Origin of the sequence: Citrobacter sp. RHBSTW-00881, assembly GCF_013728515.1 — a bacterium.
GTDB classification, from domain to species: domain Bacteria; phylum Pseudomonadota; class Gammaproteobacteria; order Enterobacterales; family Enterobacteriaceae; genus Citrobacter; species Citrobacter braakii.
Genome location: NZ_CP056269.1, coordinates 3,635,825 through 3,654,810 on the forward strand (window position 1 = coordinate 3,635,825; position 18,986 = coordinate 3,654,810).

General features: G+C 51.5%; 19 protein-coding genes. 13 read left to right on the plus strand and 6 right to left on the minus strand.

Going from position 1 to position 18,986, the window contains the following annotated elements; genetic code table 11:
- Positions 1 to 27: 27 nt before the first annotated feature.
- From mrdA to lipA, 7 genes are all read left to right on the plus strand, one after another.
- Positions 28 to 1,929 carry a peptidoglycan DD-transpeptidase MrdA gene (mrdA, locus tag HV311_RS17640; RefSeq protein ID WP_016152233.1) on the plus strand — a complete coding sequence of 634 codons (1,902 nt, stop codon included), beginning with the start codon at positions 28 to 30 and terminating at the stop codon, positions 1,927 to 1,929.
- A 2-nt stretch (positions 1,930 to 1,931) separates the two neighbouring features.
- Positions 1,932 to 3,044 carry a peptidoglycan glycosyltransferase MrdB gene (mrdB, locus tag HV311_RS17645; RefSeq protein WP_006685529.1) on the plus strand — a complete coding sequence of 371 codons (1,113 nt, stop codon included), beginning with the start codon at positions 1,932 to 1,934 and terminating at the stop codon, positions 3,042 to 3,044.
- A gap of 10 nt (positions 3,045 to 3,054) precedes the next feature.
- Positions 3,055 to 4,164 (plus strand): endolytic peptidoglycan transglycosylase RlpA, encoded by a 1,110-nt coding sequence (gene rlpA, locus HV311_RS17650; protein ID WP_016152232.1) that lies wholly within the window; start codon positions 3,055 to 3,057, stop codon positions 4,162 to 4,164.
- Positions 4,165 to 4,306: 142 nt separating this feature from the next.
- Positions 4,307 to 5,518, plus strand: coding sequence for a D-alanyl-D-alanine carboxypeptidase DacA (dacA, locus tag HV311_RS17655; RefSeq protein WP_003022711.1), 1,212 nt, complete (start codon positions 4,307 to 4,309; stop codon positions 5,516 to 5,518).
- Positions 5,519 to 5,624: 106 nt separating this feature from the next.
- Positions 5,625 to 5,888: a DUF493 family protein YbeD gene (ybeD, locus tag HV311_RS17660; RefSeq protein ID WP_003022706.1), complete on the plus strand. Its 264-nt coding sequence runs from the start codon at positions 5,625 to 5,627 to the stop codon at positions 5,886 to 5,888.
- Between the two features lie 96 nt (positions 5,889 to 5,984).
- The gene (gene lipB, locus HV311_RS17665; protein WP_191220250.1) at positions 5,985 to 6,626 is read left to right on the plus strand and encodes a lipoyl(octanoyl) transferase LipB; all 642 of its coding nucleotides are present in this window, start codon (positions 5,985 to 5,987) and stop codon (positions 6,624 to 6,626) included.
- Between the two features lie 206 nt (positions 6,627 to 6,832).
- A complete protein-coding gene (gene lipA / locus HV311_RS17670; RefSeq protein WP_003022702.1) occupies positions 6,833 to 7,798 on the plus strand; it encodes a lipoyl synthase in 966 nt (321 codons plus the stop codon).
- Positions 7,799 to 7,875: 77 nt separating this feature from the next.
- Here the strand turns inward: lipA and tatE are convergent, their stop codons facing one another.
- Both tatE and HV311_RS17680 read right to left on the minus strand, forming a co-directional pair.
- Positions 7,876 to 8,079 carry a twin-arginine translocase subunit TatE gene (gene tatE / locus HV311_RS17675; protein WP_016152230.1) on the minus strand — a complete coding sequence of 68 codons (204 nt, stop codon included), beginning with the start codon at positions 8,077 to 8,079 and terminating at the stop codon, positions 7,876 to 7,878.
- Between the two features lie 128 nt (positions 8,080 to 8,207).
- Entirely contained in the window at positions 8,208 to 8,996 is a 789-nt protein-coding gene (locus HV311_RS17680) for a deaminated glutathione amidase (protein WP_191220251.1), read from the minus strand.
- Between the two features lie 90 nt (positions 8,997 to 9,086).
- Here HV311_RS17680 and crcB point away from each other — a divergent pair, with 90 nt between their 5' ends.
- A complete protein-coding gene (crcB, locus tag HV311_RS17685; protein ID WP_003831281.1) occupies positions 9,087 to 9,470 on the plus strand; it encodes a fluoride efflux transporter CrcB in 384 nt (127 codons plus the stop codon).
- A gap of 51 nt (positions 9,471 to 9,521) precedes the next feature.
- Here the strand turns inward: crcB and cspE are convergent, their stop codons facing one another.
- Both cspE and pagP read right to left on the minus strand, forming a co-directional pair.
- Positions 9,522 to 9,731 carry a transcription antiterminator/RNA stability regulator CspE gene (gene cspE / locus HV311_RS17690; protein ID WP_000034825.1) on the minus strand — a complete coding sequence of 70 codons (210 nt, stop codon included), beginning with the start codon at positions 9,729 to 9,731 and terminating at the stop codon, positions 9,522 to 9,524.
- A gap of 189 nt (positions 9,732 to 9,920) precedes the next feature.
- A complete protein-coding gene (gene pagP, locus HV311_RS17695) occupies positions 9,921 to 10,484 on the minus strand; it encodes a lipid IV(A) palmitoyltransferase PagP (protein WP_016155963.1) in 564 nt (187 codons plus the stop codon).
- Between the two features lie 451 nt (positions 10,485 to 10,935).
- Between pagP and dcuC the strand changes: the two genes are divergently transcribed.
- Positions 10,936 to 12,318 (plus strand): anaerobic C4-dicarboxylate transporter DcuC, encoded by a 1,383-nt coding sequence (gene dcuC / locus HV311_RS17700; protein ID WP_016152227.1) that lies wholly within the window; start codon positions 10,936 to 10,938, stop codon positions 12,316 to 12,318.
- A gap of 149 nt (positions 12,319 to 12,467) precedes the next feature.
- On the opposite strand, the gene dpiA is transcribed toward dcuC, so the two are convergent.
- Together dpiA and dpiB are read right to left on the minus strand one after the other, a co-directional pair.
- Entirely contained in the window at positions 12,468 to 13,148 is a 681-nt protein-coding gene (gene dpiA / locus HV311_RS17705; protein ID WP_016152226.1) for a two-component response regulator DpiA, read from the minus strand.
- Positions 13,117 to 14,778 carry a sensor histidine kinase DpiB gene (gene dpiB / locus HV311_RS17710; protein WP_046274583.1) on the minus strand — a complete coding sequence of 554 codons (1,662 nt, stop codon included), beginning with the start codon at positions 14,776 to 14,778 and terminating at the stop codon, positions 13,117 to 13,119. The genes dpiA and dpiB overlap by 32 nt, the downstream gene beginning before the upstream one ends.
- A 389-nt stretch (positions 14,779 to 15,167) precedes the next feature.
- On the opposite strand from dpiB, the gene citC reads away from it, so the two are divergent.
- The 4 genes from citC to citF are packed head-to-tail and all read left to right on the plus strand — an operon-like array spanning position 15,168 to position 18,984.
- Positions 15,168 to 16,244 (plus strand): [citrate (pro-3S)-lyase] ligase, encoded by a 1,077-nt coding sequence (gene citC / locus HV311_RS17715; protein WP_016152224.1) that lies wholly within the window; start codon positions 15,168 to 15,170, stop codon positions 16,242 to 16,244.
- Complete coding sequence (gene citD / locus HV311_RS17720) at positions 16,241 to 16,537, plus strand: citrate lyase acyl carrier protein (protein ID WP_003831276.1); 297 nt, start codon at positions 16,241 to 16,243, stop codon at positions 16,535 to 16,537. The genes citC and citD overlap by 4 nt, the downstream gene beginning before the upstream one ends.
- Positions 16,534 to 17,442: an aldolase/citrate lyase family protein gene (locus HV311_RS17725; RefSeq protein WP_019076252.1), complete on the plus strand. Its 909-nt coding sequence runs from the start codon at positions 16,534 to 16,536 to the stop codon at positions 17,440 to 17,442. Before citD ends, HV311_RS17725 begins: the two co-directional genes overlap by 4 nt.
- Positions 17,443 to 17,451: 9 nt before the next feature.
- Positions 17,452 to 18,984, plus strand: coding sequence for a citrate lyase subunit alpha (citF, locus tag HV311_RS17730; RefSeq protein ID WP_016152222.1), 1,533 nt, complete (start codon positions 17,452 to 17,454; stop codon positions 18,982 to 18,984).
- Positions 18,985 to 18,986 lie beyond the last annotated feature (2 nt).

The following is an 18,986-nucleotide window of genomic DNA, read 5'->3' on the forward strand; positions in this document are numbered from 1 at the left end:
TTGATTCTTGAGTAGATTAAGCAGCGGATGAAACTACAGAATTCTTTTCGCGACTATTCGGCTGAGTCCGCGCTGTTTGTGCGCCGGGCGCTGGTCGCTTTTTTGGGGATTTTGCTGCTAACCGGCGTGCTGATCGCCAACCTTTATAATCTGCAAATCGTTCGCTTCACTGATTATCAGACCCGTTCGAACGAAAACCGCATCAAACTGGTGCCTATCGCGCCGAGTCGCGGCATCATTTATGACCGCAACGGAATTCCTCTCGCCCTTAACCGCACCATTTATCAGATAGAAATGATGCCGGAAAAGGTAGACAACATTCAGGATACCCTCGACGCGCTGCGTAACGTCGTAGACCTGACGGACGACGATATTGCTGCCTTTAAAAAAGAGCGCGCCCGTTCACACCGTTTCACCTCAATTCCGGTAAAAACCAACCTGACTGAAGTTCAGGTCGCACGCTTTGCCGTGAATCAATATCGCTTTCCTGGGGTCGAAGTTAAAGGCTATAAACGCCGCTATTACCCATACGGCTCTGCGCTGACCCACGTAATTGGCTACGTATCGAAGATCAACGATAAAGACGTAGACCGCCTGGACAAAGACGGCAAACTGGCTAACTACGCGGCAACGCATGACATCGGCAAGCTGGGTATTGAACGTTATTATGAGGACGTGCTTCACGGCCAAACCGGGTATGAAGAAGTTGAAGTGAACAACCGCGGCCGCGTCATTCGCCAGCTGAAAGAAGTGGCGCCGCAGGCCGGGCACGATATCTATCTCACCCTTGATTTGAAACTCCAGCAGTATATTGAAACGCTGCTGGCGGGCAGTCGTGCCGCCGTGGTGGTTACCGACCCGCGTACCGGTGGCGTTCTGGCGCTGGTATCTATGCCGAGCTACGACCCGAATCTGTTCGTGGATGGTATCTCCAGTAAAGATTACTCCGGGTTGCTCAATGACCCGAACACCCCCTTGGTTAACCGCGCCACACAGGGTGTTTACCCCCCTGCTTCGACGGTTAAACCTTACGTTGCGGTTTCTGCGTTAAGCGCAGGCGTCATCACCCGCAATACCGGCCTGTTCGATCCGGGCTGGTGGCAGCTACCGGGCTCTGAAAAACGTTACCGCGACTGGAAAAAGTGGGGGCACGGCCATCTGAACATCACCCGCTCACTGGAAGAATCCGCGGATACGTTTTTCTATCAAATCGCCTATGATATGGGGATTGACCGGCTTTCAGAGTGGATGAGCAAATTTGGCTACGGCAAATATACGGGCATCGATCTTGCCGAAGAACGCTCTGGCAATATGCCAACCCGCGAGTGGAAGCAAAAACGGTTTAAAAAGCCATGGTATCAGGGTGATACCATTCCCGTCGGCATCGGCCAGGGTTACTGGACAGCAACCCCAATCCAGATGAGTAAAGCGCTGATGATCCTTATCAACGACGGTTTGATAAAAGTCCCGCATCTGTTGATGAGCACGGCAGAAAACGGCAAGCAGGTGCCGTGGGTACAGCCGCACGAACCACCCGTTGGCGATATTCATTCTGGTTACTGGGAAATCGCGAAAGACGGTATGTACGGTGTTGCGAACCGCCCTAACGGAACTGCACATAAGTATTTTGCTGGCGCGCCTTACAAAATTGCGGCGAAATCCGGTACCGCGCAGGTCTTTGGCCTGAAAGCTAATGAAACCTATAACGCACATAAGATCGCCGAGCGTTTACGTGACCACAAGCTGATGACGGCCTTCGCCCCCTATGATAAACCCCAGGTCGCTGTCGCCATGATCCTTGAAAACGGCGGTGCGGGTCCGGCGGTGGGTACCATTATGCGCCAGATTCTTGACCATATTATGTTGGGCGACAACAACACCAATCTGCCTGCGGAAAACCCAGCGGTTGCAGCAGCGGAGGACCAATAATCGTGACGGATAATCCGAACAAAAAAACATTCTGGGACAAAATCCACATCGATCCCACAATGTTGCTTATTTTGCTGGCTCTGCTGGTTTACAGCTCACTGGTCATCTGGAGCGCCAGCGGCCAGGATATTGGCATGATGGAGCGCAAAGTCGGCCAGATCGCAATGGGCCTGGTCATCATGGTAGTGATGGCGCAAATTCCCCCCCGGGTGTATGAGGGCTGGGCGCCCTATCTCTATATCTTTTGCATCATTCTGTTGGTAGCAGTAGACGCCTTCGGCGCCATTTCCAAAGGTGCGCAGCGCTGGCTGGATTTGGGTATCGTGCGTTTTCAGCCTTCTGAAATTGCCAAAATCGCCGTGCCGCTGATGGTTGCGCGCTTTATTAACCGTGACGTTTGCCCACCATCGCTAAAAAATACCGCCATTGCGCTGGTGCTGATTTTTATGCCCACGCTGCTGGTCGCCGCCCAACCTGACCTCGGCACCTCAATTCTGGTCGCCCTTTCCGGTCTGTTTGTCTTGTTCCTTTCTGGTTTGAGCTGGCGCTTAATCGGCGTTGCGGTGGTTCTGGTCGCGGCGTTTATCCCGATACTGTGGTTCTTCCTGATGCATGATTACCAGCGTCAGCGCGTCATGATGCTGCTCGACCCGGAAACCGATCCGCTGGGCGCGGGTTATCACATAATTCAGTCTAAAATTGCTATTGGCTCCGGCGGGTTACGCGGTAAAGGCTGGCTGCATGGTACACAGTCGCAGCTTGAGTTTTTACCCGAACGCCACACCGACTTTATCTTTGCAGTCTTAGCGGAAGAGCTGGGTCTGGTGGGGATCTTGATTCTGTTGACGCTCTACATTTTGCTGATTATGCGCGGATTATGGATCGCTGCCCGCGCGCAAACCACCTTTGGTCGCGTCATGGCGGGTGGCTTAATGTTGATATTATTCGTTTATGTCTTCGTAAATATTGGTATGGTGAGCGGTATTCTGCCCGTGGTTGGGGTTCCACTCCCACTGGTCAGTTACGGAGGCTCGGCACTTATCGTGCTGATGGCGGGGTTCGGGATTGTTATGTCGATCCACACCCATAGAAAAATGTTGTCGAAAAGCGTGTAAGGGGTACGCAATGCGTAAGCAGTGGCTTGGTATCTGCATCGCAGCAGGAATGCTCGCGGCGTGTTCGAGTGATGATGGTCAGCAACAGGTTGCTGTCGCACCGCAGCCTGCGGTGTGTAATGGTCCGATTGTTGAAATCAGCGGGGCCGATCCGCGCTTTGAACCTCTGAACCCAACGGCGAATCAGGACTACCAGCGTGATGGTAAAAGCTACAAAATCGTGCAGGATCCCTCCCGCTTTAGCCAGGCCGGACTTGCCGCTATCTATGATGCGGAACCAGGAAGTAACTTAACCGCGTCTGGCGAAGCGTTCGATCCGATGCAGCTGACCGCTGCGCATCCGACGCTGCCAGTCCCCAGCTATGCCAGAATTACCAATCTGGCAAACGGCAGGATGATCGTCGTGCGCATTAACGATCGCGGGCCTTATGGCAACGATCGCGTGATTTCACTTTCGCGCGCCGCAGCCGATCGTCTGAACACCTCCAACAACACTAAAGTGCGTATCGACCCAATCATCGTCGCCCAGGATGGTTCATTGTCCGGACCGGGTATGGCTTGTACCACGGTCGCGAAACAAACTTATGCCTTGCCTGCGCGTCCTGATTTAAGCGGTGGCGGCAATATGGGAAGCATGCCTTCGCCATCGGATGCAGGTCAGCCGCAAGGCGATATTCGTCCGATCAGCAATTCCACGCTGAAAAGCGATGATCCAACCGGTGCGCCAGTAAACAGCAGTGGATTCCTCGGTGCGCCAACCACGCTCGCATCAGGCGTGCTGGAAAGCAGCGAGCCGACTCCGGTGCCGCAATCGACAACCACCGCACCGGTCACGTCAACCGCGCCGGCAACAACACCAGCAGCCGTCACAGCCCCTGCGCCTGCGGCAACTGCCAACGGACGCTATGTGGTTCAGGTTGGCGCAGTCAGCGAGCAGTCGCGCGCGCAGCAGTATCAAAAGCGCTTAAGCCAGCAGTTTGGCGTTCCTGGCCGGGTGGTACAAAACGGCGCAGTCTGGCGTATCCAGATGGGGCCGTTTGCCAGCAAAGCTGAAGCCTCCACATTGCAGCAGCGTCTTCAATCCGAGGCGCAATTACAGTCCTTCATCACCGGCGTGTAATAACGTAAATCAGGTATCTGAACTGTCAGTTTCTGTAAATGACATTAACAAAGTCACGCGGAAAGTCAGATGCCTGCCAGTTATGCATTTGCTATAGTAGGGCACTTTTTTTAATTTCATCACGGACGTCGTAGTTCAGACCATGAAGACCACTTTTTCCGCTCGTTTCGTGCAGCGTATGGCGCTCACCGCGGCTCTCTGCGCAGCCTCTCTCTCTGCTGCCCATGCCGATGACCTGAATATTAAAACCATGATCCCGGGTGTTCCGCAGATCGATGCGGAGTCGTATATCCTGATTGATTACAATTCAGGTAAAGTTCTGGCAGAACAGAACGCAGACACTCGCCGCGACCCCGCCAGTCTGACCAAAATGATGACCAGCTACGTCATCGGTCAGGCGATGAAAGCCGGGAAATTCAAAGAAACCGATCTGGTCACCGTCGGCAATGACGCATGGGCTACGGGCAACCCGGTCTTCAAAGGTTCATCGCTGATGTTCCTCAAGCCAGGCATGCAGGTTCCTGTTTCTCAGCTGATCCGTGGTATTAACCTGCAATCCGGAAACGACGCGTGCGTGGCGATGGCAGACTTCGCAGCCGGTAGCCAGGATGCTTTCGTCGGCCTGATGAACAGCTATGTGAATGCGCTGGGCCTGAAAAACACCCACTTCCAGACCGTTCATGGTCTCGATGCTGACGGTCAGTACAGCTCGGCTCGCGACATGGCGATGATTGGTCAGGCTCTGATTCGCGACGTGCCTAACGAATACTCTATCTATAAAGAAAAAGAGTTCACCTTTAACGGTATTCGTCAGTTAAACCGCAACGGCCTGCTGTGGGATAACAGCCTGAATGTCGACGGTATCAAAACCGGTCACACCGATAAGGCTGGCTATAACCTCGTTGCATCCGCAACCGAAGGCCAGATGCGTCTGATCTCCGCCGTTATGGGTGGTCGCACCTATAAAGGCCGAGAAACCGAAAGTAAAAAACTGCTGACCTGGGGCTTCCGTTTCTTCGAAACCGTGAACCCGTTGAAAGTGGGTAAAGAATTTGCCTCAGAACCTGCCTGGTTTGGTAACACCGATCGTGCGTCGTTAGGCGTTGATAAAGACGTCTACCTGACCATTCCGCGCGGCCGCATGAAAGACCTGAAAGCCAGCTATGTGTTGAACACCACTGAACTGCACGCCCCGCTGCAGAAAAACCAGGTTGTCGGCACTATCAACTTCCAGTTAGATGGCAAAACCATTGAACAGCGTCCGCTGGTGGTGCTGCAGGAAATCCCTGAAGGCAACTTCTTTGGGAAAATCATTGATTACATTAAATTAATGTTCCATCACTGGTTTGGCTAAAAATCGAACACTTGAAAGTGTGATTTACGTCCCCATATACTAGGTATCCAGATAACTCCCACGCGCAGTGGGAGTTATTATTTTTTGATGTAACGCCGGAGCTGACATGAAAACCAAACTTAACGAACTGCTTGAATTCCCTACTCCATTTACTTACAAAGTAATGGGGCAGGCGTTGCCTGAGCTGGTTGATCAGGTGGTTGAAGTGGTACAGCGCCATGCGCCAGGTGATTACTCTCCGACGGTAAAACCGAGCAGCAAAGGCAACTACCACTCGGTCTCAATCACCATCACTGCTACACACATTGAGCAGGTTGAAACGCTGTACGAAGAATTAGGCAATATCGATATCGTACGCATGGTGCTGTAAAAACCTGTCGGTTACCCGCTGCATCCCCGCTCGGGTAACCCCTCCCCCCTGTGATATACTTTTCCCCTCTTTAACATTCTCTACGGAGATGCCGTTTTGTATCAGGATAAAATTCTGGTCCGCCAGCTCGGTCTTCAACCTTACGAGCCAGTCTCTCTGGCCATGCATGAATTTACCGATACCCGTGATGAAAACAGTCATGATGAAATCTGGCTGGTAGAGCATTATCCTGTCTTCACCCAGGGTCAGGCAGGTAAAGCTGAGCACGTATTGATGCCGGGAGATATTCCGGTGATCCAGAGCGATCGTGGCGGTCAGGTGACCTACCACGGGCCAGGCCAACAGGTCATGTATGTGCTGTTGAACCTGAAGCGTCGTAAACTTGGCGTTCGCGAACTGGTCACGCTGCTGGAGCAAACCGTCGTGAATACCCTTGCCGAAATCGGCATTGACGCCCACCCGCGAGCCGATGCGCCTGGAGTATACGTGGGTGAGAAGAAAATCTGCTCTTTGGGATTACGCATCCGTAAAGGATGTTCATTTCACGGCTTAGCGCTCAACGTGGATATGGACTTGTCGCCTTTCCTGCGTATCAATCCTTGTGGTTATGCCGGGATGGAGATGGCGAAAGTATCGCAGTGGGATAGCACAGCCACGACCGAAAGCATTCGCCCCCGCCTGCTGGCCAACATCCTCGCGCTGTTGGGTAACCCCCCGCACGAGTACATTACGGACTGAAAATACGGTCATACTTTGCCACGGCATATGTTGTGGCAAATGGCACAAAACAACAACTATTTTACATTTTGCCAGCCTGTCAGGCTGCTTTCTGGCCCGTTTCAATGATATACTGCGTATCACTAATTCAAAAATAGTTGATAAATGCAACATTCCCTTGAATTGAAACGCTTTCCTTCGTAATTCGCAACTGGAACACGCAAGCTATGAGTAAACCCATTGTGATGGAACGCGGTGTTAAATACCGCGATGCCGATAAGATGGCTCTTATCCCGGTAAAAAATGTGGCAACAGAGCGTGAAGCCCTGCTGCGTAAACCGGAATGGATGAAAATAAAACTGCCAGCGGACTCCACTCGCATCCAGGGCATCAAAGCGGCAATGCGCAAAAATGGCCTGCACTCTGTCTGCGAAGAAGCTTCCTGCCCTAACCTGGCTGAATGTTTCAATCACGGAACAGCAACCTTTATGATCCTCGGCGCAATCTGTACTCGCCGTTGCCCATTCTGTGACGTTGCCCATGGCCGTCCGGTTGCTCCTGACGCCAACGAGCCGTTAAAACTGGCTCAGACGATTGCGGACATGGCGCTGCGCTATGTCGTGATTACCTCCGTTGACCGCGACGATCTGCGTGACGGCGGCGCTCAGCACTTTGCTGACTGCATCACCGCGATTCGTGAGAAAAGCCCGTCGATTAAAATCGAAACGCTGGTGCCTGACTTCCGTGGCCGTATGGATCGCGCGCTGGATATCCTCACAGCCACGCCGCCGGACGTGTTTAACCACAACCTCGAAAACGTACCGCGTATTTATCGTAATGTACGCCCTGGGGCTGACTACAACTGGTCGCTGAAGCTTCTGGAACGCTTCAAGGAAGCGCACCCGGAGATTCCGACAAAATCAGGTCTGATGGTGGGTCTGGGTGAAACTAATGCTGAAATCATTGAGGTCATGCGCGACCTGCGCAGCCATGGCGTGACCATGCTGACGCTGGGGCAGTATTTACAGCCAAGCCGCCATCACCTCCCGGTTCAACGCTATGTAAGCCCGGATGAGTTCGATGAGATGAAAGCAGAAGCCATGGCTATGGGCTTTACCCACGCTGCTTGCGGTCCATTCGTGCGCTCTTCATACCATGCTGACATGCAGGCCAAAGGGCTGGAAGTGAAGTAATCGTGTAATACTCACTTACATATCAGCAATAAAAAACCGGCAAATCGCCGGTTTTTTTTCATGCAGAGTTTGCAGTATTACTCTTTATGAGAAAGCTTCTCAGCCTGAACGCTACCATCAGCCTCTTTCTTGGCATCGGCATTATCGTCGTTCATTGCTTTCTTGAAGCCCTTGATTGCCGTCCCCAGGTCTCCACCCAGAGTACGTAACTTCTTGGTACCAAACAGCAGAACAACCAGTGCGGCAACCACCAGCAGTTTGGTAATACTAATCTCACCCATAGATACCTTCTTGACTTAAACCAGGCTACATAAAGCGCCATATTAACCTGAGAATATTAACGGCCTTTCGACGCGCGCACACAATAGCAATCTGTAACAAGGTGAATCAAGCCTTGTTTAAAAAAACGTCATAATAATTGCGGTGGCGCAAAGCGTCGGTTACTTAACACCGGAAGTTGTGCCCTGACCTGCCTCACCCGCTCGGCGGAAACCTCGGCCATAATGAGCGCGGGCGTTTCAGCCGCCGCCGCAATAGTCACGCCAAAGGGATCGATGACCCGGCTTTGGCCGATATTCTTGTTGCCGCATTCTCCAGCCGCAACCAGATAACACGTGGCATCCAGCGCTCTTGCCGCCAAAAGCGTGGCCCAATGATGCTCTTTTAACGATCCCCGCACCCAAGCCGCAGGTAAAACGAGAATCTCAGCCCCCTGCAACGCGTGCGCCAGCGCCAGCTCAGGGAAGCGCAGGTCATAGCAGGTCATTAGCCCTATTTTTAATCCGCCTACGTCCAGCAGCGGCGCTACGGTGTCCCCTGCATCGACATTACGTGACTCCTGAATCGAAAAGGCGTCATAGAGATGTAATTTAGCGTAATGGGCCACTACCCGACCAGCCCGTAGCGCCACCAGCATGTTAAATGCCCGACCTGGCACAGAGGGAACATGAATCGTCAGGATTGTCGTCATCTCATTTTGTGCGCTTTCTCGCAACAAATGCGTCAGAAACCCGCCTTCCAAAAGCTGAGCTGATTTCACTGACAGGTCAGGGTCTAAATCGTCACGCGCCAGCAATGCCTCCGGTAATACCAGTAGCGACGCCCCATCTCCTGCAGCCTGAGACATCAGTAAGGCGCAGGTTTCTGCATTTTTTTCCCATGAAGGTCCCACGGCAAATTGCCCTGCTGCAACGAACATATTCCCTCCAGAAAACTTTGTTAGGCTCGCCAACAACAATTATTCAGCGTTACACTCACCCTCTATACAATCAAATAGCAGGATTACGCAGTGTTACAACTCCTTTTAGCAGTTTTTATCGGTGGTGGCACAGGTAGCGTAGCAAGATGGATGTTGAGTATGCGGTTTAACCCGCTGCATCAGGCCATTCCATTCGGTACGCTGGCTGCAAACTTACTTGGCGCATTTATCATAGGTATGGGTTTGGCATGGTTTAATCGCATGACAAATATTGACCCAATGTGGAAGGTGCTGATTACTACTGGCTTTTGCGGGGGACTGACAACGTTTTCCACTTTCTCTGCTGAGGTAGTGTTTTTACTGCAGGAAGGACGCTTTGGTTGGGCTATGGTGAATGTACTGGTTAATCTGTTGGGATCATTCGCGATGACCGCCCTGGCATTCTGGTTGGTATCTGCCTCTCCCGCACATTGAAGCGAAAAAAACCCGCAATTAAGCGGGTTTTGAATGCTTGCTGTCGTATGCTTACAGAGCGATTACGTTTGCAGCAGAAGGGCCTTTGGCACCGTTAGTGATTTCGAACTCTACACGCTGACCTTCAGCCAGAGTTTTAAAACCATTGGTCTGGATTGCAGAGAAGTGTACGAACACATCTTTGCTGCCATCTTCCGGAGTAATGAAACCGAATCCTTTGGACTCATTAAACCACTTAACGTTACCTTTAATCTTAGACATCAAAATTACCTTTACATGAAAAATAGACACAAATGCTGTGTCGGGTATCAGTACAACAATTGTGGTGCACTTTGTCCAGTCGAACTTTATCAAAAAGTGATAAATGTCGCGTTATTTTTCAGTTAAACTTCCTATCACTATGTTTTTAAAAGGCTTTCCAATAAACCACCTGACAATACAGGTAGTCCATCAAAACTGGAACCGCATCCACGCAAAGTAGACGTTGCCGTTGTTATACGTTCCAGGAATGTAGGTCATCTGAAACGTTGCCGGACCATAACCAATTGATGCCAGCGGTAACAGCACCGGTACCGGAATGTAGTTCCAGTTATCACGCGCGGTGAAACCGGCGGTAAAGCCGAGACCTGTATGGAAGTTTTCATCAGCCAGCGGTCGCCAGGTTTTTTCCCAGCCATAGCCGCCAATGGGTTCCCATTTATTGTAGGAATCCTTAAACGCCATGATATAAAGTCCGTGCCAGTTACCTTTATCATCCCAACGGGATTGACCAAATCCTGCACCCCACGGCCGTTCATTGTAGCGATCCGTTTTTTCTTTATCGTAGGCAAAACGCGCATGCCAGGTAATAGCAGGTACATACAGATCATAATGTTCCGGCTGCTGCCAGGTTTCACTGACATTATCTTTAAAAGTAGCAAACCAGCCTTTATCTTCAGCAGCAGCCTGGGAAGTGAAAGCTAACTGAATAAAAATAAATGAAAAAATGAGAAAATATCGTTTAGCGAAAATCACAACTTAATTACCATCCTGGGATTTATTATTAATTTTAGCAAACCCAACCTTAATGTCAGCTTAACAAAAATGCGCAAATAAAAAATCAGAATATTCCTCAGCCTATAACCTACCCCTTTATTTACTGAGCCATTTCATAGGAACTATTTTCTCTTTATTGCCAATAAATTGTGCTTTCCTGCGGCGAGAGTTAAATAACATCACAATAAATTAACAATAAAGCATCAATGTCACCACAAAACACACACACCAACGCTGCGCTTCACAGTTTTTTATTGTGATATTCTTTTTTTAATCGCGATGCTGAAAAAACGGCTTAGCCATCGCTTGAATCCGTATTTTTATTGATTTCAATCAGCAAGAGTTATCGGTTTATTAGGCACATTCTGTCACCACTTTTTACTTTTTTTAGTTTTTTAACTTTCTGGGCAGCAATGCGACAGGGGAAACAATGTTGACATTTATTGAACTCCTTATTGGGGTTGTGGTTATTGTGGGTGTAGCGCGCTACATCATTAAAGGTTATTCCGCGACAGGCGTACTGTTTGTCGGCGGTCTGGTTTTGCTGATTATCAGTGCGTTGATGGGCCATAAAGTTTTGCCGTCTAGCGCAGCAACAACGGGCTATACGGCAACAGACATTGTTGAATATATTAAAATTTTGCTGATGAGCCGTGGCGGCGATCTCGGCATGATGATTATGATGCTGTGTGGTTTTGCCGCCTACATGACGCATATTGGCGCGAATGATATGGTGGTTAAGCTGGCCTCTAAGCCGCTGCAGTATATCAATTCACCTTATCTGCTTATGATTGCCGCCTATTTTGTCGCCTGCCTGATGTCCCTGGCGGTCTCTTCAGCAACCGGTCTGGGCGTATTGCTGATGGCGACATTGTTCCCGGTCATGGTTAACGTTGGGATTAGCCGTGGCGCCGCAGCAGCCATTTGCGCCTCCCCAGCCGCTATTATTCTTTCGCCAACATCCGGTGATGTAGTGCTGGCTGCAAAAGCCGCGGAAATGCCGCTGATCGATTTCGCGTTTAAAACCACGCTGCCAATTTCCATTGCCGCCATCATTGCTATGGCGATTGCCCACTTTTTCTGGCAGCGTTACCTGGATAAAAAAGAGAACATTTCTCATGAAATGTTAGATGTGGCTGAAATTACCACTACCGCCCCGTCGTTTTACGCCATCTTGCCATTTACCCCGATCGTTGGCGTCCTGATTTTCGATGGAAAATGGGGCCCACAGCTGCATATCATTACGATTCTGGTGCTGTGCATGCTCATCGCTGCTGTACTGGAGTTCGTACGAGGATTCAACACCCAGAAGGTTTTCTCGGGTCTGGAAGTCGCCTACCGTGGTATGGCGGATGCCTTTGCTAATGTGGTGATGCTGTTAGTCGCGGCGGGCGTTTTTGCCCAGGGTCTGAGCACAATCGGCTTTATTCAGAGTCTGATTTCTATCGCCACCTCGTTTGGCTCCGCGAGCATTATTCTGATGCTGGTACTGGTGATCCTGACTATGCTGGCGGCAATGACCACGGGGTCCGGTAACGCACCGTTCTATGCCTTCGTTGAGATGATCCCGAAACTGGCGCACTCTTCTGGCATTAACCCGGCTTACCTTGCTATCCCGATGCTGCAGGCATCAAACCTTGGACGCACAATCTCTCCGGTCTCCGGTGTGGTTGTCGCTGTAGCAGGGATGGCAAAGATCTCTCCGTTCGAAGTAGTGAAACGTACTTCGGTTCCGGTACTGGTTGGACTGCTGGTTGTGATTATCGCAACTGAAGTGATGGTGCCGGCGACGTCCGCCCTGATTGGCGGTTAACGATAACTGTCAGCATCTGACCTTGATACGCAAAATCATTTAAGCTGCATCAAGGCGGCAAGTGAAGACATCCCCAGTACCATAGATAATTATGTGACTGGGGTTTCTTCACGCAGCCCACAAAGAGGCAGCTTCAAGGATGACGTGAATTAGCCGCCGTGATAAATACGCTGCGGCCTCCCCACCTTACCGTGAATAATCTCCGCAATAATCAAATGACGGCTGGCACAGTACTCCAGGTAGCGCCTGGAGGTGGTACGGCTGATAGTGAGCGCCTGGGCGATCGTTTCCGCAGTATGATGTACCGTCGGATCGGCAAATAATTTCAACACCGCATTCAGCGTTAACGCATCAATTCCGGTCGGCAAATCGCCTTTCGGTTCGCCGCGCGCATAAGCATTAAACATTTCATCAATCTGCTTTTGACTGGCGCTGTCATTACCGGCCAACATGCGTCTGCGCTGTTGATAACGCGTCAGCGTCTGTCCCAGGCGCTCGTAGGCAATGGGTTTGACCAGATAATCAAACGCGCCGCTGCGCACGGCCTCGGAGACCGTTTCCATGTCGCTGGCCGCCGTGGTAAACACCACGCCGCCCGGATAACGCGTCTGGGTTAGCTCATGCAACAACGTAATTCCCTTGCCGTCCGGCAAGTAGTTATCGAGCAGAATCAAACCGGGCTTAAAACGCTCAATCATCATCCTCGCTTGCGCAAGATTACCCGCCAGCCAAATCTGGCTGAAGCCGGGTATATGGCGGATATATTCAGCATGCATTTCCGCCAGTAGCGTTTCATCCTCAACGATCAATAGCGTTAATGGTTCCGTCATTATTTTTTTTCACTTTCGGAAGAAATAAAGAAAATAAGGTGCCGCAGGGGGAGTTATCTTCGAGTGTAATCACCCCGTTACAGCGCCTCACATAACTTGCAATCAGATACAAACCGATGCCATGTTCACCTGGTTCATCGGTACGGGTGCTCACACCCTGTTCAAATATTTTTTCACGCAATGCTTCCGGTACACCGCATCCCTGATCGGCAACTTCGATGATCACGTCATCCCCTTCATCGCTCAAATAGAGTTCGACGATCTTGTTGCCTTGCTGGGTGCGCAAGCTCGCTTCAAATGCATTATCAAGCAGATTGCCAACAATTGCTGCAAACTCTGTGCTATCCAGCCCCTCGGGGAGTTGATGCAGTTGACTGCCAGGAACGATAGTCATAGTGAGGCCCAGTTCACGCGCACGCTGCACCTTGCCAAACAACAGACCGGCTACCTGACGATCGGCAAACGCGCCGCGCAGGCTGTCAATCAGTTGCTGTTGCGCCTGCGATTCCCCCTGCACCATTGCCAGCACCCGGTCATACTCTTTCATTTGCAGCAGGCCATTAATGGTCGACATCCAGTTAAGGTGTTCATGACGCAGCGTTCTCAGGCTCTCTACATACTGTTTGATCTGCGTTAATTGCGCATTAAGAGTAGCAATTTCATCTTTACTACGAAAACTGATGATTGCCCCAAGCAGTTCATCGCCGGAGCGAATCGCCTCACGGTTAGCGATAACGCTCAGGCCATTAAAGTTCACCATCGCGTCCTGTCGTTTTTCCGCAATCTGCTGGGTGAAAAAGTCAGTCGGCTGAACCACCTCACTAACCGGTTTTCCAAGCCACTTTCGTCCAGGCGAAGACAGCCCCAGCATTTTCCTCGCGCTGCGGTTTATTGCGGTGATATACCCATCAGGGTCCACGGCGATCAAACCTTCATATACCGAGCTGAATAGCGCTTCCTGCTGACGCACTACCCGCGCAATTTGCTTAGGCTCCATCCCCAACATCTGTCTGCGAATATGGGCGGCAAATAACCAGGAGAGCAGCATAAGTACCAGCAACAGCAGGATAAACACCCCTGCCATTGGGAGTAAAAAGTCCGATCGCCAGCTATCGATTTTACTGATCAGATAGCCAATTGAGACCACGCCAATGATTTTGCCATCGTCATCAAAGATGGGCGTTTTGGCGCGCATCGCCATCCCAATCGACCCTTTGCCGGTAATAAAGTAACTTTCCCCTCTTTCCAGCGCGCCGGGTTTGGTGAACTGCATCGGGTAGCCAATTTTTTCCGGATTTGGGTGGTAAAGGCGGACAGAGTTGGTATCCCCGATCACCACATAGTCGAAGTCAGTCCCGCTCTGCAGTTTGTCGGCAATGGTCGCCAGACGCTTGTAATCACGATGCTTCACCGCCGCGATGATACTGTCGTTAGAGGCGATGATTTTGGCCTGGTTCATCGCCATATCGCGGACATGCGTTGCCAGATAATCTTCAAAACTGGCGGTAAAGTATTGTGCTAACGCGGCGATAATAAAAACAGAAACGACCAAAATAAGCAGAAAGATACGCAATGGAAACGCCAGACTGCGAAAAAAAGGAAACCGTGTTTTATTTTTCTGCTCTGCCATATTTCTTCCTCAGCGACGATACCCGAAACTTATTTCTCATTGTAGTTGTAATAAAAATGTTTTATTTGCAAGTCGCGGTATAAAACAGGATCGTTGCAGATTCCCCACCTTAAATCAATTAAACAAATTAAAACCACACGCTATTTCGGAGTTAAATTAATTAAAAAACTTAAAACCATAAAACACATTAAAACCTTCTAACTTATTGTGAAATAAATCAAAAATTACCTCCAAAATACTCCTTACGATGTATGCAGCAGGGAAAAAAAGAAATACTCCGTAATAAAAAAACATTCCCTTCAATTGCAAACAAGAAGTTATCAGGTTGCTAAACAGAGCAACAAAAACAGAAACCCAGTAACAAATATAGCATCGGGGCTCTATTCACTATGTTCGGTAATAATATATTCACGCAAGTTAAACGCTCAGAAAATAAAAAGATGGCGGCTATCGCGCAATTTCTGAAAGAAAATGATTTGAGCGTTGATACAACTGTCGAAGTATTTATCACCGTCACCCGTGATGACCGCCTGATTGCCTGCGGCGGCATTGCCGGCAATATCATAAAGTGCGTCGCCATCTGCGAATCCGTAAGGGGTGAAGGCTTAGCGCTGACGCTGGCGACCGAGTTAATCAACCTCGCCTATGAGCGCCACTGTACTCACCTCTTCATCTATACCAAAACCGAGTACGAGTCGCTGTTTAAGCAGTGCGGTTTTTCTACGCTGACCAGCGTTCCCGGCATTATGGTGCTGATGGAAAACAGCACTACACGTCTGAAACGCTACGCTGAATCACTGGCGAAACAGCGCCATGAAGGGAAAAAAATTGGCTGTATCGTCATGAACGCCAACCCCTTCACCAACGGACATCGTTTTCTGATCCAACAAGCAGCCGCGCAATGTGACTGGCTGCATCTGTTTTTGGTGAAAGAAGATACCTCGCGTTTTCCGTATGAAGACCGACTGGATCTGGTGCTTAAAGGGACAAAAGACATTCCACGTTTAACCGTTCATCGCGGTTCGGAATACATCATTTCCCGCGCCACATTCCCGTGCTACTTCATCAAAGAGCAGAGCGTTATTAACCACTGCTATACCGAAATAGACCTGAAAATCTTCCGCCAGTATCTGGCCCCGGCTCTCGGCGTCACGCACCGCTTCGTCGGTACCGAGCCGTATTGCACCGTCACCTCCCAGTACAACAACGATATGCGCTACTGGCTGGAGACCCCAACGCTTCCCGCCCCACCGATTGAACTGGTGGAAATTGAGCGGCTGTGCTTCCAGGAGATGCCGATTTCTGCCTCCTGGGTGCGCAAGCTGCTGGTTAAAAAAGATCTCACGGCTATCGCATCCCTGGTCCCTGACGCCACGCTGCACTATCTGCAAAGCATGGTTGAGCGGGCCTCATCGGGTGCGGCAGTCCGCCAAAATACCCCCGCATTAGCAACAGGTGAAAAATGAAAATAAACCAGGCAGCCGTCGCAGGCACACTCGAGTCCGGTGATGTGATGATTCGCATCGCCCCACTCGATTCGCAGGATATTGACCTGCAGGTTAACAGTAGCGTCGAAAAGCAGTTCGGTGATGCCATCCGCGCCACCATTCTGGACGTTCTGTCCCGCTACAACGTACGCGGCGTGCAATTAAATGTTGATGATAAAGGCGCACTGGACTGCATTTTACGTGCGCGACTGGAAGCACTACTGGCCCGCGCTGGCGGTATTCCTGCACTGCCATGGGAGGATTGCCAGTGATTAGTGAATCTTTGCAGCAACGTAAAACCCGTACCCGCCGCAGCATGCTGTTCGTACCGGGCGCCAATGCCGCCATGGTCAGCAACTCGTTCATCTATCCGGCAGATGCGCTGATGTTCGACCTGGAAGACTCCGTCGCGCTGCGCGAGAAAGATACTGCTCGCCGTATGGTGTACCACGCGCTGCAGCATCCGCTGTATCACGACGTTGAAACTATCGTGCGCGTAAACGCCCTCGACTCCGAATGGGGCATTAACGATCTCGAAGCCGTGGTACGCGGCGGCGCTGACATCGTGCGTTTACCGAAGACCGATACCGCGCAGGACGTCATCGACATCGAAAGCGAAATCCTGCGTATCGAGAAAGCCTGTGGCCGTGAGCCCGGCAGTACCGGTCTGTTAGCCGCCATCGAATCACCGTTAGGCATTACCCGCGCGGTAGAAATTGCCCACGCCTCCGAGCGCCTGATCGGTATTGCACTGGGTGCGGAAGATTATGTGCGTAACCTGCGTACTGAGCGCTCTGCGGAAGGGACTGAACTGCTGTTTGCCCGCTGCTCTATTTTGCAGGCGGCACGCTCTGCCGGCATTCAGGCGTTCGACACCGTTTATTCCGATGCCAACAACGAAGCGGGTTTCCTGCATGAAGCCGCACACATCAAGCAACTGGGTTTTGACGGTAAGTCGCTCATCAACCCGCGCCAGATCGAGCTCCTGCACAACCTGTACGCGCCGACACGCAAAGAGCTGGCTCACGCGCGCCTGGTCGTGGAAGCCGCTGAAGCCGCCGCTCGCGAAGGCCGTGGCGTAGTTTCCCTGAACGGCAAAATGGTCGACAGCCCGGTTATCGAGCGCGCCCTTCTGGTTATCTCCCGTGCAGAACTTTCCGGCATTCGCGAAGAATAAGGCAAAAAAATGACGCAGAAAATCGAACAGTCTCAACGCCAGGATCGCGTGGCGACCTGGAGCCGTCATGCAGAAAGTGAGCTTTCCGCTTATCAGAGCACCGCAAAAGTAGAATTACAGGCGCAAAAACCGCGCGACAAGAAGCTGTGCGCTAACCTGGAAGACGCCATTCGTCGTTCAGGTTTACAGGATGGCATGACCATCTCTTTCCACCACGCTTTTCGCGGTGGCGATCTGACGATTAACCTGGTGATGGACGCCATCGCCAGAATGGGCTTTAAAAATCTGACGCTGGCCTCCAGCTCCCTGAGCGACTGCCATGCTCCGCTGGTTGAGCACATCCGTCAGGGCGTGGTCAGCCGTATTTACACCTCCGGGCTGCGTGGCCCGCTGGCGGAAGAGATCTCCCGTGGCCTGCTGGCCGAGCCTGTGCAGGTCCACTCCCATGGCGGCCGTGTACACCTGGTGCAAAGTGGCGAACTCAGCATTGATGTGGCATTCCTCGGCGTACCGTCCTGCGACCAGTTTGGTAACGCTAACGGCTATACCGGTAAAGCGTGCTGTGGGTCACTGGGCTATGCCCGCGTCGATGCCGAAAATGCAAAACAGGTTGTCCTGCTGACTGAACAGCTGCTGACCTATCCGCATAACCCGGCCAGCATTACGCAGGATCAAGTGGATCTGATTGTACAGATCGATCAGGTCGGCGATGCGGACAAAATCGGTGCTGATGCGACACGCATGACCACCAACCCGCGAGAACTGTTAATCGCCCGTAGCGCGGCAGACGTCATTGCTAACTCCGGTTACTTCAATGAAGGCTTCTCACTGCAGACAGGAACCGGCGGCGCTTCTCTGGCCGTTACTCGTTTCCTGGAAGACAAGATGCGCAGCCGCGATATCCGTGCTGACTTCGCGCTGGGCGGCATCACCGCTACCATCGTTGACCTGCACGAAAAAGGCCTGATTCGCAAACTGCTGGACGTACAGAGCTTTGACCGTAACGCGGCTGAGTCGCTGGCCCGCAATCCAAACCACATTGAGATCAGTGCCAACCAGTATGCCAACTGGGGCTCAAAAGGCGCCTCCGTCGATCGTCTGGACGTCGTGGTGCTGAGTGCGCTGGAAGTTGATACCAGCTTCAACGTTAACGTACTGACCGGTTCTGACGGCGTACTGCGCGGCGCATCCGGCGGTCACTGCGATACTGCGGTTGCCGCTGCGCTTTCCATCATTGTCGCTCCGCTGGTTCGCGGACGCATCCCGACGCTGGTTGATAACGTCCTGACCTGCGTAACCCCAGGCTCCAGCGTAGACATCCTGGTCACTGACCACGGTATCGCCGTTAACCCTGCGCGTCCGGAACTGGCTGAACGTCTGAAAGAAGCCGGTATGAAAGTGGTGTCCATTGAATGGCTGCGCGAACGTGCACAGCAGCTCACCGGTCAGCCACGCGCTATCGAATTCACCGACCGCGTGATTGCCGTTGTGCGTTACCGCGATGGCTCGGTGATTGACGTTGTGCATCAGGTGAAGGAATAAGC